This is a genomic window from Rubidibacter lacunae KORDI 51-2, from assembly GCF_000473895.1.
GTDB lineage: Bacteria > Cyanobacteriota > Cyanobacteriia > Cyanobacteriales > Rubidibacteraceae > Rubidibacter > Rubidibacter lacunae.
The window spans coordinates 1-15472 of record NZ_ASSJ01000043.1 but is presented as its reverse complement, the minus strand read 5'-3'; the positions used below and the strand labels follow the sequence as shown (position 1 = coordinate 15472).

General features: G+C 56.5%; 10 protein-coding genes. 6 read left to right on the top strand and 4 right to left on the bottom strand.

What is annotated here, in order from left to right; genetic code table 11:
- A partial coding sequence (locus KR51_RS07685) for a calcium-binding protein (RefSeq protein WP_022606485.1) occupies positions 1-623 on the top strand: 623 nt, incomplete at its 5' end.
- Positions 624-1761: 1138 nt separating this feature from the next.
- Positions 1762-3681, top strand: a complete 1920-nt coding sequence (locus KR51_RS07680; RefSeq protein WP_022606483.1) for a calcium-binding protein — start codon at positions 1762-1764, stop codon at positions 3679-3681.
- Between the two features lie 253 nt (positions 3682-3934).
- On the opposite strand, the gene KR51_RS07675 is transcribed toward KR51_RS07680, so the two are convergent.
- Positions 3935-4378: a hypothetical protein gene (locus KR51_RS07675; protein WP_040655588.1), complete on the bottom strand. Its 444-nt coding sequence runs from the start codon at positions 4376-4378 to the stop codon at positions 3935-3937.
- 443 nt (positions 4379-4821) lie between these two features.
- Here KR51_RS07675 and KR51_RS17455 point away from each other — a divergent pair, with 443 nt between their 5' ends.
- Positions 4822-7908 (top strand): M10 family metallopeptidase C-terminal domain-containing protein, encoded by a 3087-nt coding sequence (locus KR51_RS17455; protein ID WP_022606482.1) that lies wholly within the window; start codon positions 4822-4824, stop codon positions 7906-7908.
- 147 nt (positions 7909-8055) lie between these two features.
- Here KR51_RS17455 and KR51_RS07665 read toward each other — a convergent pair whose 3' ends face one another.
- Positions 8056-8493, bottom strand: coding sequence for a hypothetical protein (locus KR51_RS07665; protein ID WP_156915023.1), 438 nt, complete (start codon positions 8491-8493; stop codon positions 8056-8058).
- A gap of 696 nt (positions 8494-9189) precedes the next feature.
- On the opposite strand from KR51_RS07665, the gene KR51_RS17450 reads away from it, so the two are divergent.
- The 3 genes from KR51_RS17450 to KR51_RS17445 all read left to right on the top strand — a co-directional run bounded on the left by KR51_RS17450 (position 9190) and on the right by KR51_RS17445 (position 14378).
- Positions 9190-11073, top strand: a complete 1884-nt coding sequence (locus KR51_RS17450) for a M10 family metallopeptidase C-terminal domain-containing protein (protein ID WP_022606478.1) — start codon at positions 9190-9192, stop codon at positions 11071-11073.
- Positions 11074-11585: 512 nt separating this feature from the next.
- Positions 11586-11825 carry a hypothetical protein gene (locus KR51_RS19470; RefSeq protein ID WP_156915022.1) on the top strand — a complete coding sequence of 80 codons (240 nt, stop codon included), beginning with the start codon at positions 11586-11588 and terminating at the stop codon, positions 11823-11825.
- A 387-nt stretch (positions 11826-12212) separates the two neighbouring features.
- Positions 12213-14378, top strand: coding sequence for a calcium-binding protein (locus KR51_RS17445; protein WP_022606476.1), 2166 nt, complete (start codon positions 12213-12215; stop codon positions 14376-14378).
- Between the two features lie 369 nt (positions 14379-14747).
- Here KR51_RS17445 and KR51_RS19465 read toward each other — a convergent pair whose 3' ends face one another.
- Entirely contained in the window at positions 14748-14957 is a 210-nt protein-coding gene (locus tag KR51_RS19465) for a hypothetical protein (RefSeq protein WP_156915021.1), read from the bottom strand.
- 237 nt (positions 14958-15194) lie between these two features.
- Positions 15195-15472 (bottom strand): hypothetical protein (locus KR51_RS20605; RefSeq protein WP_022606474.1); only part of this gene is annotated, 278 nt, incomplete at its 5' end.

Genomic DNA, 15472 nt, shown 5'->3' with positions numbered 1-15472 from the left:
GCCTCGAAGGCGGGGACGGCAACGACTCCCTATACGCCTGGCACGGCAACGACCGCCTCTACGGTGAGGACGGCAACGACGAACTATACGGTCAGGACGGAAATGACGACCTCTACGGCGGGAACGGCGACGACCACCTCGAAGGCGGGAACGGCAACGACTCCCTATACGCCTGGCACGGCAACGACTCCCTATACGGCGGGAACGGCAACGACTCCCTATACGGCGAGAACGGCAACGACCGCCTTGAAGGCGGGAACAGCAACGACGTGCTGAGTGGCGGTGCCGGGAACGATACTCTGATTGGCTACGGTAACAGCCCCGAGTTCGACACACTCATTGGCGGCGCGGGCTCCGATACATTCGTTCTGGGCAATAGCGGCAGCGTGTTCTACCTGGGGTCAGGGCACGCCAGCATCACTGACTTCACCGGCGATTCGCTCGCCATCGAGGACACGATCCGGATCTCCGGCAATCTCAGCGATTACAACCTCGACAAAAGTGTCAACTATGGGGGAGCCTCAGCTCTGGATACGGCGATTTTCCTGGGCAGCGACTTGATCGGGGTCGTGGAAGATACGACGGCAATTGACCTGACGTCTGATTACTTTACGACGGTGTAACCGGAGTCAAGACCGCTGCCCAACTCGGCGCTGTTTCAGCTTCGCTTCGAGCCTCCGACTTCACGGTCGGAGGCTTTTTGCACGCGAGCGTAGATTGCACCCAGCTCGGGTATGGTCCACTTGACGGCGTGCTTCAGAAAATCGCCAGTTTTTCAGGACTGACGCAAAAGCCAAGCGAGTGAAGGCTGTTTGAGTTGCTCGAGCAGGGAGTCCGACAGCAAACCTTGCTTGAGCCGAACTTCCATCTTCCCGTTACGATACGCAATCCCCTGCAACCGCACACACCATTAAACCGCAAGCAATGGGATTGAGCTGGATGCGCCCCTCGTAGCACTGAAAGCGCTCGATGCCCTTTGTCAGCTTCACTTCCCGGGAACTCCTCAATTTTCCAGTAAAGACCGCTCGCATATCATACGCGGCAAATTGGGCTTTGTAGTTGATGGCGATGAACTCCCGAAACTTGATGGTGCCTCACCGAGTGTTTTACCGCTTGCATACCGTTGCCGAGCCGTGACTGTCCCGGGTCGCGATCGTCCTGCATGCACGTTTGGAACAATAGTGGAAATTTTGCGATTTGGCACCCCACCAGGGCCTGCCTGAGACCCAACTGCAAGCGATCTCGATCGGATGAACTGCGCTCGGCGATCGCGCTGAAATGCGATCGCTTGTTGAGGGTGCGAGCGACTTGATCTCACACTTCTTGTTACCCTTAAGCAAACTGGACTGCCTGCGATTTTAAAAGCGTCTGGACCTCAGTTCTGGTAAGGATTTAACTTTTGCACCTCCCCGCTCAACAGATCCGTTCGCCTTCTACATTCATCCCAAATTTAATAAGGCCTGCGTCAAATGATTCAAGCGATCGCAAGCTGCCCCGTGTCATTTCTTTGCCAGAGCACGATCGGTCTAAAAATAAGACACGAATTACCCACTGACATGAGAAGAAATCAATCCAATTTGCGACCGCGATCTTCGTCATAATCTTGCGAGCTTGCGACACTAATGGTGTGAGTTGAATCCCAAGCAAAACGATGAAATGTAGAAAGATGCAAGGAGTTTAAAACGACTCCTGCTTCTGACTCCATGTCATCATCTTTTGGAATCTTCCCTCCTTCAGCCTCTTTCAACCAGGAGTAAAGCAATGACTGAATTTTACGGTAGTAACGACAACGACGTCTTGTTCGGCGAGGGTGGCGACGACGTCTTGTTCGGCCGGGGCGGCAACGACTACCTGCTCGGCGCGAACGGAAATGACCGCCTCTACGGCGAAAGCGGCGATGACAAACTTTACGGTGGGAACGACAACGACTACCTGTCCGGCGGGGAGGGCAACGACCGCCTATACGGCGGAAGCGGCGATGACAAACTATACGGTGGGGCGGACAACGACCGCTTGGAGGGAGGGGTCGGCAATGACCGCCTCTACGGGGAGAACGGTAACGACGTCCTTTACGGGCAGGACGGCTACGACTATCTGAGTGGCGGGGAAGGCATCGACGTCCTGAAAGGCGGGAAAGGTAACGACGAACTGTATGGCGGGAATGGTCCCGACTTCCTGTACGGCGAGGAAGGCAACGATCGGCTGTACGGCGGGAGCGGCAACGACCTTCTTTACGGTGGTGCCGGCAACGACCGCTTGGAGGGTGGTGCCGACAAAGACCGCTTGGAGGGTGGTGCCGACGACGACTTCCTCTATGGTGGGCATGGTGACGACACCCTGTTAGGTGGGGACGGCAACGACCGCCTTAATGGCGGGACTGGCGACGACCACCTCGACGGCGGCGCAGGTAACGATTGGGTCGATTATGCTTTCAGCAGTGGCGGCATCTTCAACTTGACGACTGAAGTTGCCTGGTTGGCGGGGGGGGCTGAACAGGATGTCATTGCAAACTTCGAAAATATCACAACGGGCGGAGGTGACGATACCATCACCGGAAATGCTGCTCCGAATCGCATTTTTAGCACCGGTGGGGACGATCGCTTGTTCGGTCGGGACGGCATCGACACCCTGAACGGCGGCAACGGCAACGACTATCTGGATGGAGGGCAGGACCGTGACTCGCTGTTTGGCGGGCGAGGTGACGATATCCTGTTGGGCGGACAAGGCAACGACTTCCTGAATGGACACGACGACGACGACCGCCTCGAAGGCGGTACCGGCTATGACCACCTGGAGGGTGGGGACGGCAACGACACCCTGTACGGCGGGAACGACGACGACCGCCTCGAAGGCGGGAACGACGACGACACCCTGTACGGCGGGAACGGCGAAGACCGCCTCGAAGGTGGGAACGGCGACGACCGCCTCGAAGGTCAGGACGACAACGACTCCCTGTACGGCGGGAACGGCAACGACTTTCTAGTCGGGCAGGAAGGCAACGACACCCTATACGGCGGGAACGACGACGATCGACTCTTCGGCGGGATCGGCGGCGACCGCTTGTTCGGGCAGAACGGCGACGACTCTCTGTACGGTGAGAACGGCCACGACTTTTTGTACGGTCATGAGGGCAACGACGTATTGTGGGGCGGGGCCGGCAACGACGTCCTGTCCGGCGGGGACGGCATCGACCGCCTGCACGGGCAGGACGGCGAAGACTCCTTGTACGGCAAGATCGGCGATGATTTCCTCTACGGTCAGGACAGTAACGACGAACTGTGGGGCGAGATCGGCAACGACGTCCTGTCCGGAGGTCAGGGCAACGACATGCTGAATGGCGGTGCCGGGGACGATACGCTGATTGCCTACGGTAACAGCCCCGAGTTCGACACGCTCACCGGCGGTGCTGGCTCCGATACATTCGTTCTGGGCAATAGCGGCAGCGCGTTCTACCTGGGGTCAGGGCACGCCAGTATCACTGACTTCACAGGCGTTTCGCTCGCCATCGAGGACACGATCCAGATCTCCGGCAATCTCAGCGATTACAACCTCGACAAAAGTGTCAACTATGGGGGAGCCTCAGCTCTGGATACGGCGATTTTCCTGGGCAGCGATTTGATCGGGGTCGTGGAAGATACAACCGCACTTGCACTGACGGCAGATTACTTTACGACGGTGTAACCGGAGTCGAGACCGCCGCCCATCTCGGCGCTGTTTCAGCTTCGCTTCGAGCCTCCGACTTCACGATCGGAGGCTTTTTGCACGCAAGTGAAGATTGCATCCAGCTCGGGCATGGTCAACTTGACGGCGTGCTTCAGAAAATCGCCAGTTTTTCAGGACTGATGCAAAAGCCAGAGCGATTGATAGTCGTTTGAGTTGGTCGAGCAGGAAGTCCGACAGCAAACCTTGCTTGAGCCGAACTACCATGTTCCCGTTACGATACGCCATCTACTGCAATAGCACACACCATTAAACCGCAAGCAATGGGATTGAGCTGGATGCGCCCCTCGTAGCACTGAAAGCGCTCGATGCCCTTTTCAGCTTCACTTCCCGGGAACTCCTCAATTTTCCAGCAAAGACCGCTCGCATGTCCTACGCGGCCAATTGGGCTTTGTAGTTGATGGCGATGAACTCCCGAAACTTGATGGTGCTTCACTGAGTGTTTTACCGCTTGCATACCGTTGCCGAGCCGTGACTGTCCCGGGTCGCGATCGCTCTGAAACCTCGCTTGGCACAATACTGGCAAATTTGCTGAACGGCACCCCACCAGGGCCTGCCTGAGACCCAACTGCAAGCGATCGCGATCGGACGAACTGCGCTCGGCGATCGCGCTGTCATGCGATCGCTTGTTGAGGGTGCGAACGCTTGGATCTCGCACCCCTTGTTACCCGCGAAGCAAACCGGACTGCTTGGGATCGGACGAGCGTCTGGACATGAGTGCTGGCAGGGGTTTGAATTTTGCACCTCCCTGCGCAAAAGATTTGTTCGCCTTCGAAATTCATCCAAACTGCAACGCGACCGGAACTGAATGATATGGGCGATCGCAAGCTGCCCTGTGTCACTCATCTATAAGAGCCCGATCGGGTCAAAAACAAGACACAAATTGCTCCCGACGTAAGAAGAAATCAAACCAATGTGAGACCGCGATCCTCGTCAGAATCTTGCGAGCTTGCGACACTAATGATGTGAGTTGAATCCCAAGCAATACGACAAGAATATAGAAAGATGCGATGGGTCTAAAGTGACTCAAGCTTCAAACTCTTTGCCATTTGTCGTGTGCAGTCTTCCTTCGTTCAGACCCTTGTAAACAGGAGCAAAACAATGATTACCAACTACGTTAAAGCTCTACTCCACAAGAACGGAAATCACTGGAATACCGGTGGCAGCGTCGGAAACAGCAGTGGTTTGGGCGGCTCGGCAGCAATCACCTACAGCTTTATGGACGGTCGCCCTGCTGGTTTCGATCCCGACCAGTATCAAGACTTCGCCGATTTCTCCGCCACTCAAAAATACTGGATCCAACATGCGATGGACCAGTATGAGGAAATCGCAAATATCACCTTTACTGAAGTTACATCTGGCGGCGACATCGACTGGGGCTATGCCCAAACCTTCTACGACTGGGATGGCGATGGTGTCATCGAATCTCACGAAGGAGCCGGCGGTTTGGCAACACGTCCGAATAGCAGCGGTTCTTTCATCGTGATCGATCGCGACAGCACGAACTTCAGCCAAGGTTCGTGGGGATATGGCACTTTGCTCCACGAACTCGGACACGCTGCCGCCGGGTTTAACGACGTCACGATGGGGTTGAACTCCAGCGGAACCTATACGACCTCGCAAGAAAATAGAAACAAGGGGATCGACGGTCAAGTGCTGTCCGTATGGCAAGACAGCAACAAGTACACGGTCATGTCCTACAAAGGCCATCCCGACATGCCGGGCGTCGAGCCCAGCACCCTGATGCTCTACGACATCGCCGCACTGCAAACTCTTTACGGTGCCAACACGAGCACGCGGGCGGGCAATACCACCTATTCTTGGGCGACAAACGAGACATTTTTGGAAACGATTTGGGATGGCGGCGGTACCGACACCATCAGCGCCAGCAATCAAACCCGAGATGTCGTCATCAACCTGAACCCAGGTGCCTTCAGCAGCATCGGCTCTTACGCTGGGGGGAATGCCAAAGACAACCTGGCGATCGCCTTCAACGTCACCATCGAAAACGCCTACGGCGGGTCCGGTAACGATATCATCTACGGAAATTCTGTTCGTAATTTCATTCTCGGCCGCGCTGGTAACGATCGCCTGTACGGACTAGGCGGTAACGACACCCAGTTCGGTCAAGACGGTAATGACACTCTGTATGGCGGGAATGGCAATGACTACCTGTCCGGCGGGAACGGCAATGACTACTTGTCCGGCGGGTACGGCGACGACACCCTGTATGGTGGGAGCGGCAACGACTACCTGTCTGGCGGGGACGGCAAGGACCGCCTAGACGGCGGATTAGGCATCGATACGGTCACTTACCGTCACTGGAACGGGGGCGGCACCTACAACTTGACGACCCAAGTTGCCAGCTTCCCGGGGTACTACGACGAGGTCATTGCCAACTTCGAGAACATCTACACCGGCGACGGCAACGATACCATCTACGGAAATGCTGCACGTAATGTAATTCGTGCCGGTGCTGGCAACGATCGCCTCTACGGTTGGGGCGGCAACGACTCCCTGTACGGCGAGGATGGCAACGACTACTTGTTCGGCGGGAGCGGCAACGACTACCTCTCCGGCGGGAGCGGGGACGATGGACTATACGGGCAGGATGGCCAGGACTCCCTATACGGGCAAGACGGGAACGACTACCTCTCCGGCGGGAATGGCAACGACTACCTCTCCGGCGGGAATGGCAACGACCGACTGTATGGCTGGAACGACCACGACCGCCTTTCCGGCGGGAACGGTGAAGACTTCCTGTACGGCGGGAATGGCAACGACTATCTATCTGGCGATAGCGGCAAGGACCACCTGGACGGCGGCGCAGGAAACGATACGGTCGATTACCGTCACTGGAACGGTGGCGGCACTTACAACCTGACGACCGAAGTTGCCAGCTTCCAAGGATACTACGACGAGGTCATTGCCAACTTCGAGAACATCTACACGGGCAATGGCATCGATACCGTCATCGGAAATGCTGCTCGGAACATAATTCGTAGCGGTGCTGGCAACGATCGCTTATACGGAATGGGCGGCAACGACAGCCTCTACGGCGAGGACGGCGACGACCGCCTCTTTGGTCAGGACGGCACCGACTTCCTCTCCGGTCAGAGCGGCAACGACTCCTTGTACGGTCAGAGCGGCAACGACTTTCTGTACGGCGGGACCGGAATGGACAGCTTATCCGGAGGGAGCGGCGACGACCGCCTCTACGGCGAGGACGGCAATGACTTCCTGTACGGTAATGACGGCAACGACTTTCTCTACGGTCATGACGGCAATGACTACCTGCTCGGCGGGAGCGGCGATGACCGCCTAGCCGGCGGGAACGGCAACGATACCCTTTACGGCGAGGACGGCAACGACACCCTATACGGTGAGAACGGCGATGACCGCCTTGCCGGCGGGCTCGGCAACGACGTACTATACGGCGAGGAAGGAAACGACACCCTTTACGGCTGGAAAGGCAACGACTTCCTGTACGGTCAGGGCGGCAACGACTACCTTAACGGTGAGGACGACAACGACACCCTTTACGGCGGGAACGGCGAAGACCGACTGTACGGAGGTAACGGCGACGACCGCCTCTACGGTCAGGGCGGCAACGACTTCCTTTACGGCGAGAACGGCAACGACTTTTTGTACGGTAAGGACGGCAACGACGTACTGTGGGGCGGGACCGGCAACGACGTCCTATCCGGTGAGGACGGCAACGACCGCCTCCACGGTCAGGACGGCAACGACTCCCTTTACGGTGGGATCGGCGACGACTTCCTGTACGGTAAAGACGGCAACGACCGGCTATATGGCGGACAGGGCAGCGACGCGCTGAGTGGCGGCGCCGGGGACGATACGCTAGTTGGCTTCGGCGGCAGCAGTTCCCAGTTCGACAAGCTCACCGGCGGCGCTGGCACCGATACGTTCGTGCTGGGCAATCTTAGCAGCGTGTTCTACCTGGGGTCCGGGCACGCCAGCATCACTGACTTCACCGGCGATTCTCTCGCCATCGAAGACACGATCCAGATCCATGGCAATTTCAGCGATTACAACCTCGTTAAAAACCTCAACTACGGGGGAGGATCAGCTCTAGATACGGCGATTTTCCAAGGCAGCGATTTGATCGGGGTCGTGGAAGATACGACGGCACTTGCCCTGACGGCTGATTACTTTACGACGGTGTAATCGGAGTAGAGACGGCTGCCCATCTCGGTGCTGTTTCAGCTTCGCTTCCAGCCTCCGACTTCACGGTCGGAGGCTTTTTGCTCGCGAGGGGTGATTGCACCCAGCTCGGGCGTGGTCAACATAGTGGCGTGATTCAGAATATTGAAACTATTTCGGGACTGACGCAACAGCCAGAGCGGTTGATGGTCGTTTAAGTAGCTCGAGCAGGAAGTCCTTCAGCAAACCTTGCTTCAGCCGATCGACTGTTTGCCCAGTGCGATAGGCAATCTCCAGGAACAGAACCCTCACCAGCAGGGCGAAGGCGATGGGATTGTGCTGGCTGCGATTCTTGCGGTAACGATCCCGCTCGATGTCAAATACCGGCTTCACTTCCCGGTGAAAGACCTTAATGTTCCAGCGCTCATCGCACGCACGTCCTGCGCGGAGAACTGGGTTTTGTCGTTGGTGGCGACAAACTCCCGAAACTTGTTGGTGCTGCGCCGGGTGTTTTGCCGCTAGCCCAACGATGTCGAGCTGTGACTGTCCCGGGTCGCGATCGCTCTGCATCCACGTTTGGAACAATAGTGGAAATTTGCGGTTTGGCACCCCACCAACGCTTGCCTGAGACCCAACTGCAAGCGATCGCGATCGGACGAACTGCGCTCGGCGATCGCACTGTAATGCGATCGCTTGTTGAGGGTGCGAGCGATCGGATCTCTTACCAACTGTTACCCATGAAGCAACCTGGACTGTCTGCGATCGAGAGAGCGACTGGATATCAGTTCTGGCAAGGTGTTGAACTTTGCACCTCCCCGAGCAACCGATCTTTTCTCTCTCTACATTCATCTCACTGCGACGCAACCTGCGCAGAGTGATTTGGGCGATCTCGCTAGCTGTCATGTGTCACTTATCTGTAGGAGTGAGATCGTGCTCTTATTAAGACACGAACTACTACCGACGTGGGAAGAAATCAAGCCAATTTGCGATCGCGATCCTCGTCAGGATCTTGCAAGTTTGCGACACTGGAACTTCATATATTGAATCCCAAGCAGCACGACAAAATTTAGAAAGACGCGATGAGTCTAAAACGTCTCCAGCGTTTGAGAGGCTGTTTGGCAAGAGTACAGCCGAGTATCAGGGTACCCCGAGCAACTTGTAGAAATTCCCCCACAGTCCTATTCCCTCGCCCCGATGCATATGCCCGATGTCGCGCAACTCGACTTTTCAAAAAGCCTCTGAATCTATGCCATTTGTCGTTTGCAGTCTGCCCTCGCTCAGTCCCTACCAACCAGTAGCAAAACCATGATTGCTAACCACGTCAAAGCCCTGCTCCACAAGAACGGATGTCACTGGAATACCGGCGGGAGCGTCGGAAACAGCAGTGGTTTCGGCGGCTCTGCAGCAATCACCTACAGCTTTATGGACGGTCGCCCTGCTGGTTTCGATCCCGACCAGTTTCAAGACTTCGCCGATTTCTCCGCCACCCAAGCATCCTGGATCGAACACGCGATGGACCACTACGAGGAAATCGCAAACATCACCTTCGCTGAAGTTGCATCCGGCGGTGACATCGACTGGGGCTATGCCCAAACCTTCTACGACTGGGATGGCGATGGTGTCATCGAATCTCACGAAGTTGCCGGTGGTTTGGCGACGCGTCCATACAGCAACGGTTCGATCATCGTAATCGATCGCGACAGCACGAACTTCAGCCAGGGTTCATGGGGATATCTCGTTTTGATGCACGAGCTCGGACACGCTGCCGCCGGGTTTAACGACGTCACGATCGGATTGAACTTCAGCGAAACCTACACGACCTCGCAAGAATACTGGAACCAAGGGATCGACGGTCAAGTGCTGTCCGTATCGGAAGACAGCCGTAAGTACACGGCCATGTCCTATAACAACCATCCCGACATGCCGGGCGTCCATCCGAACACCCTGTTGCTCTACGACATCGCCGCACTGCAAACCCTGTACGGTGCCAACACGAGCACTCGCGCGGGCAATACCACCTATTCTTGGGCGACAAACGAGACATTTTTGGAAACGATTTGGGATGGCGGCGGCACCGACACCATCAGCGCCAGCAATCAAACCCGCGATGCTGTCATCAACCTGAATCCTGGCACCTTCAGCAGCATCGGCTCATACGCTGGGAGGGATGCCACTGACAACCTGGCGATCGCCTTCAACGTCACCATCGAAAACGCCTACGGCGGCTCCGGAAACGATAGAGTTTTCGGAAATGCTGTTGGCAACGAAATTCGTGGCGGTGCTGGCAACGACCGCCTGTTCGGTCAGGACGGCAACGACCGCCTGTTCGGCGAGGACGGCAACGACCGCCTGTTCGGACAAGACGGCAACGACTTCCTCTACGGACAAGACGGTAACGACTTCCTCTACGGTCAAGACGGTGACGACTTCCTCTACGGTCACGACGACACAGACCGACTGTCCGGCGAGGACGGCAACGACCGCCTGTACGGTCAGGAAGGAAACGACTTTCTGTACGGCGGGAACGGTGACGACTTCCTCTACGGTCAGGAAGGAAACGACTTTCTGTACGGCGGGAACGGCGACGACCGACAGTCCGGCGGGAAGGGCGACGATCGCCTCTACGGTGAGAACGGCAATGACTTCCTCTACGGCGAGAACGGCAACGATTCCCTCTACGGCGGGAAGGGCGACGACCGCCTCTACGGGAAGGACGGCAACGACTCTCTGTACGGCTGGCAAGGCAACGACCGCCTCTACGGTGAGAACGGCAACGACTCCCTTTACGGCGAGAACGGCAACGACTCCCTTTACGGCGGGAAGGGCAGCGACGTTCTGATTGGCGGTGCGGGGGCCGATACGCTAGTTGGCTTCGGTAGCAGCAGTTCCCAGTTCGACACGCTCACCGGCGGCGCAGGTACCGATACTTTCGTGCTGGGCGATCTCGGCAGCGTGTTCTACTTGGGGTCCGGGCACGCCCGCATCACTGACTTCACCAGCGGTTCGCTCGCTATCGAAGACACGATCCAGATCCGCGGTGTTCTCAACGATTACACCCTCAACCAAAGCGTCAACTATGGGGGGGCTGCAGCACTAGACACGGCGATTTTCCTGGGCAGCGACTTGATCGGGGTCGTGGAAGATACGACAGCAATAGCCCTGACGGCTGATTACTTTACGACAGTGTAACTGGAGTCGAGACGGCTGCCCATCTCGGCACTGTTTCAGCTTCGCTTCGAGCCGCCGACCGTAAAGTCGGCGGCTTTTGCAAGCGCTTGGGGTTTGCACCCAGCTCGGGCATGGTCAGCTTAATGGCGTGATTCTGAAAAACGAAACTATTTCAGGACTGACGCAAAAGCCAGAGCGATTGATGGTCGTTTGAGTTACTCGATAAGGTAGTTCGATAACCAACCTTGCTTAAGCTGATACACCATTTGCCCGATGCGATAAGCAATCTCCTTCAACCGCGCCCACACCAGCAGGGTGCAGGCGATGGGGTTGCGCCGAATTCGACTCTTGCGGCACTTACAACGCTCGATGACCGTTACCGGCCTCACTTCCCGTTGATACTCCTCAATTTCCAGCGCAAACCGCTCGCAAGTCCTGCGCGGTCAATTGGGCTTTGTCGTTGGTTGCGATCAACTCCCGAAACTTGACGGTGCCGTGTCGAGTTTTTTCCACTGGCGCAATGGAGCAGAGCTGTGACTTCCCCGAGTCGGGAACGCGTTGCATTCGCGCCGGGAGAAATGCTGGAAAAATCGCGGTTCGGCATCTCACCAGCACCTGTTAGAGAAACGACTGCGAGCGATCGCGATCTGACGATCTGTATTCGGCGATCGCATTACAGTGCGATCGCTTGTTGTGGCTGCGAGCGCTCGGATCTCTCACCACCTGTTACCCGTGAAGCAAACCAGACTGTCTGGGATCGAAAAAGCGTCTGAACATCAGTGCTGAGGGGTTAGAATTATGCACTGAACTGCGCGATAGATCCGTTTGCCCTCTACATTCACCCCAACTGCAAAGCGACCATCGCCGAGTGATTCGGGCGATCGCAAGCTGCCCTGTGTCACTGAATTGCCAGAGCGCGATCGGGCTAAGAACAAGATGCGAATTACTTCCGATTTAAGAAGAAATCATTTCAAACTGCGGCCGCGATCCTCGTCAAATTCCTGCGAGCTTGCGACACTAAGAGTGTGAGTTGAATCCCAAGCAACACCACAAAATCTAAACAGATGTGATGAGTCTAAAACGACTCTAGCTTCTGACTCGATGCCATTCGTGGTTTGCAGTATCGGCTCGTTCAGCCCCTTTCAACCAGGAGAAAAACTATGATTGCTTACCATGCAGATTTCTCCGTCTCCCAGGAATCCTGGCTTGAAAACCCGATCTTTTGGGGGCGCGGCATAGCCCCAGGCGACACCGACACCATCATTCAAACCCGAGCCGTCATCAACCGGAATCCGGTCACCTTCAGCAGCATTGGCTCATACGCCGGGAGGGATGGTATTGGCATCCTGGCGATCGCCTCCAACGTCACCAACGAAAACGCCGACGGCGGATCGGGAAACGATAACTATCTCAAGTACGACTCGGGCGGCGATGATACCCCGTTCGTACTGGGCGGCGGCGTCATCCTGCACGGCGGGGACGGCAACGACTTCTTGTTTGGCGGGGACGGCAACGACTTCCTGCTCGGTTACTCCGGCGATGACTACCTGTTTGGCGGGGACGGCAGCGACTTACTGAATGGTGGGACCGGCAACGACGACCTGTACGGCGGGAATGGCTACGACGTGCTGATGGGCGAGTTCGGCAACGACTCCTTGTACGGCGGGGACGGCAACGACGAATTGTTCGGCGGGTACGGCAACGATTTCCTGGACGGCGAGAACGGCAACGACGAACTGTACGGTCAGGACGGCAATGACTTCCTGTACGGTCGGGACGGCAACGACTACTTGCTCGGTCAGGACGGCAACGACTTTCTGTTTGGTGGGAACGGCAACGACTTCCTGGACGGCGGGAGCGGCAACGACTACCTCGACGGCGGAGCAGGCATCGATACGCTCAGTTATATTGGCTGGCTAAGTGGCGGCACTTACAACCTGACGAGTGAAGTTGCCAGCATGCCGGGCGACGGTGACGAGGTCATTGCCAACTTCGAGAACATTTACACGGGCAAGGGTCACGATACCATCATCGGAAATGCTGCTAAAAACTTTATTGTGAGCGGTGCTGGTAACGACTCCGTGTATGGTCGGGACGGCAACGACGTCCTGAACGGTGAGGACGGCAGTGACAGACTCTACGGTGAGGACGGCAACGACGTCCTGAACGGTGAGGACGGCAACGACAGACTGTATGGCGGGGACGGCAACGACTCCCTTTACGGCGAGGACGGCGTCGACGAACTGTATGGCGGGAACGGCGACGACCGACTGTACGGCGGGAGCGGCAGCGACTTGCTGTACAGTCATGACGGCAACGACATACTGTACGGTCATGAAGGCGACGACCGTTTGTACGCTTGGCACGGCAACGACGACCTGTATGGCGGGAACGGCGACGACTTCCTGTACGCTTGGGACGGCAATGACAGACTGTACGGTCATGACGACAACGACGAGCTGTATGGCGGGAATGGCAATGACCGCCTGTACGGTCATGACGGCACCGACGAACTGTACGGAGAGAACGGCGATGACTTCTTGTACGGTCATGCCGACAACGACGAACTGTATGGCGGGAATGGCGACGACCGACTGTCCGGCGGGAACGGCATCGACCGCCTTGAAGGTGGCGACGACGACGACTACCTGTACGGCGAGGACGGCGACGACTTCCTATACGGTGGGAACGGCATCGACCGCCTCGAAGGCGGGAACGGCAACGACCGCCTCTACGGTGAAGACGGCAACGACCGTCTCTACGGTGAAGACGGCAACGACTTCCTGTACGGTCAGGACGGCAGCGACGAGTTGTACGGCGGGAACGGCAGCGACGAGTTGTACGGCGGGAACGGTAGCGACTCCCTGTACGCCTGGCACGGCAACGATTCTCTTTACGGCGGGAACGGCAACGACTTCCTGTACGGTCAGAACGGCAACGACCGCCTCTACGGTGAGGACGGTAGCGACGAGCTGTACGGCGGTGCCGGGGATGATATCCTGATTGGCTTCGGCGACAGCAGTTCCGAGTACGACACGCTGACGGGCGGCGCCGGATCCGATATGTTCGTTCTGGGCGATCTCGGCGGCGTCTTTTACCTGGGGTCGGGGCACGCCCTCATCACTGACTTCACCATCGATTTGCCTGCCATCGAAGACACGATCCTGATCCACGGCGAACTCAGCGATTACAGCCTCAACCAAAGCGCCAACTACGGGGGGGCTGCAGCTCTAGACACGGCAATTTTCCTGAGCGGCGACTTGATCGGGGTCGTGGAAGATACGACAGCAATTGCCCTGACGGCTGATTACTTTACGACGGTGTAACCGGAGTTGAGGCAGCTGCACATCTCGGCGCTGTTTCAGCTGCGCTTGGAGTCTCAGATCGTGCGGTTGGAGGCATTTTTCCCATGCGCTCGGGGATTGCAACCAGCCCAGACCTGGTCAACTGAGCGGCGTGCTCTTGCAAGGCAAACGCATACTAATTTCGACTTCACGACAGTAGATGAGTTTCAGCGCGCTTGAGCGCCAGAACTTTGTTTTTCGTTTGCAAAAACCCGGATCGAGCGGCGTTTGTTGCGAAACTCGAGCCAAGATACCTAGTATGCGTTTGCACAGCGCGATCTTGAAAATTATCCCCTATTTCAAGGCTTACCCAAAAGCCAGAGCAATCGATGCTCGCTTGAGTTGCTCTAGCTAGTAGTCCGACAGCAAACCTTGCTTCAGCCGATCGACCGGTTGCCTAATTCGGTACCCAATCTCCTGCAACCATACCCATACCAGGACAGTTCGGTGAATCTCGTTGACCTGGATGCAACTCTTGCGGTAGCTATCGCGATCGGACTCTCTGCGCTCGTCGGTCGGCGATCGCATTCCAGTGCGATCGCTTGTTGGAGATGCTAGCACTCGGATCTCGCACCACCCGTTACCCGTGAAGCAAACCGGACTGCTTGCGGTGGAAAGAGCGTCCGGAAGGCAGTTCTAACAGGGGATTGAATTGTGCACCTCCCTACCCGATAGTTGCGTTACCCTCACCATTCATCCCAACTTCAACACGTCTTGCGCGCAATGATTCGAGCGATCGCAAGCTGCCATATGTCACTGAATTGCAAGAGCGCGATCTAGCTAAAAACAAGACACAAATTACTCCCGACGTGAGAAGAAATCAATCCAATATGCGACCGCGATCCTCGTCAAAATCTTGCGAGCTTGCGACACTAATGGTGTGGGTTGAATTCTAAGCAACACGACAAAATGTAGAAGGATACGATGAGTCAAAACAACTCCAGCTTCTGACTCTATGCTGTCCGTTGTTTGCAGTTTGAAATCGTTCAGCCTTTTTTCAAGCGCGAGCAAAACAATGCCTGATACCAAATTGAAAATGTGAGTATCGGATTCTAGAAGTAGGAACAGCGACCTGA

Bases quoted from the DNA above. Each gene is read 5' to 3' on its own strand.
- KR51_RS07680 (WP_022606483.1), top strand. From the start codon at position 1,762: ATGACTGAATTTTACGGTAGTAACGACAACGACGTCTTGTTCGGCGAG.
- KR51_RS17455 (WP_022606482.1), top strand. From the start codon at position 4,822: ATGATTACCAACTACGTTAAAGCTCTACTCCACAAGAACGGAAATCAC.
- KR51_RS17450 (WP_022606478.1), top strand. From the start codon at position 9,190: ATGATTGCTAACCACGTCAAAGCCCTGCTCCACAAGAACGGATGTCAC.
- KR51_RS17445 (WP_022606476.1), top strand. From the start codon at position 12,213: ATGATTGCTTACCATGCAGATTTCTCCGTCTCCCAGGAATCCTGGCTT.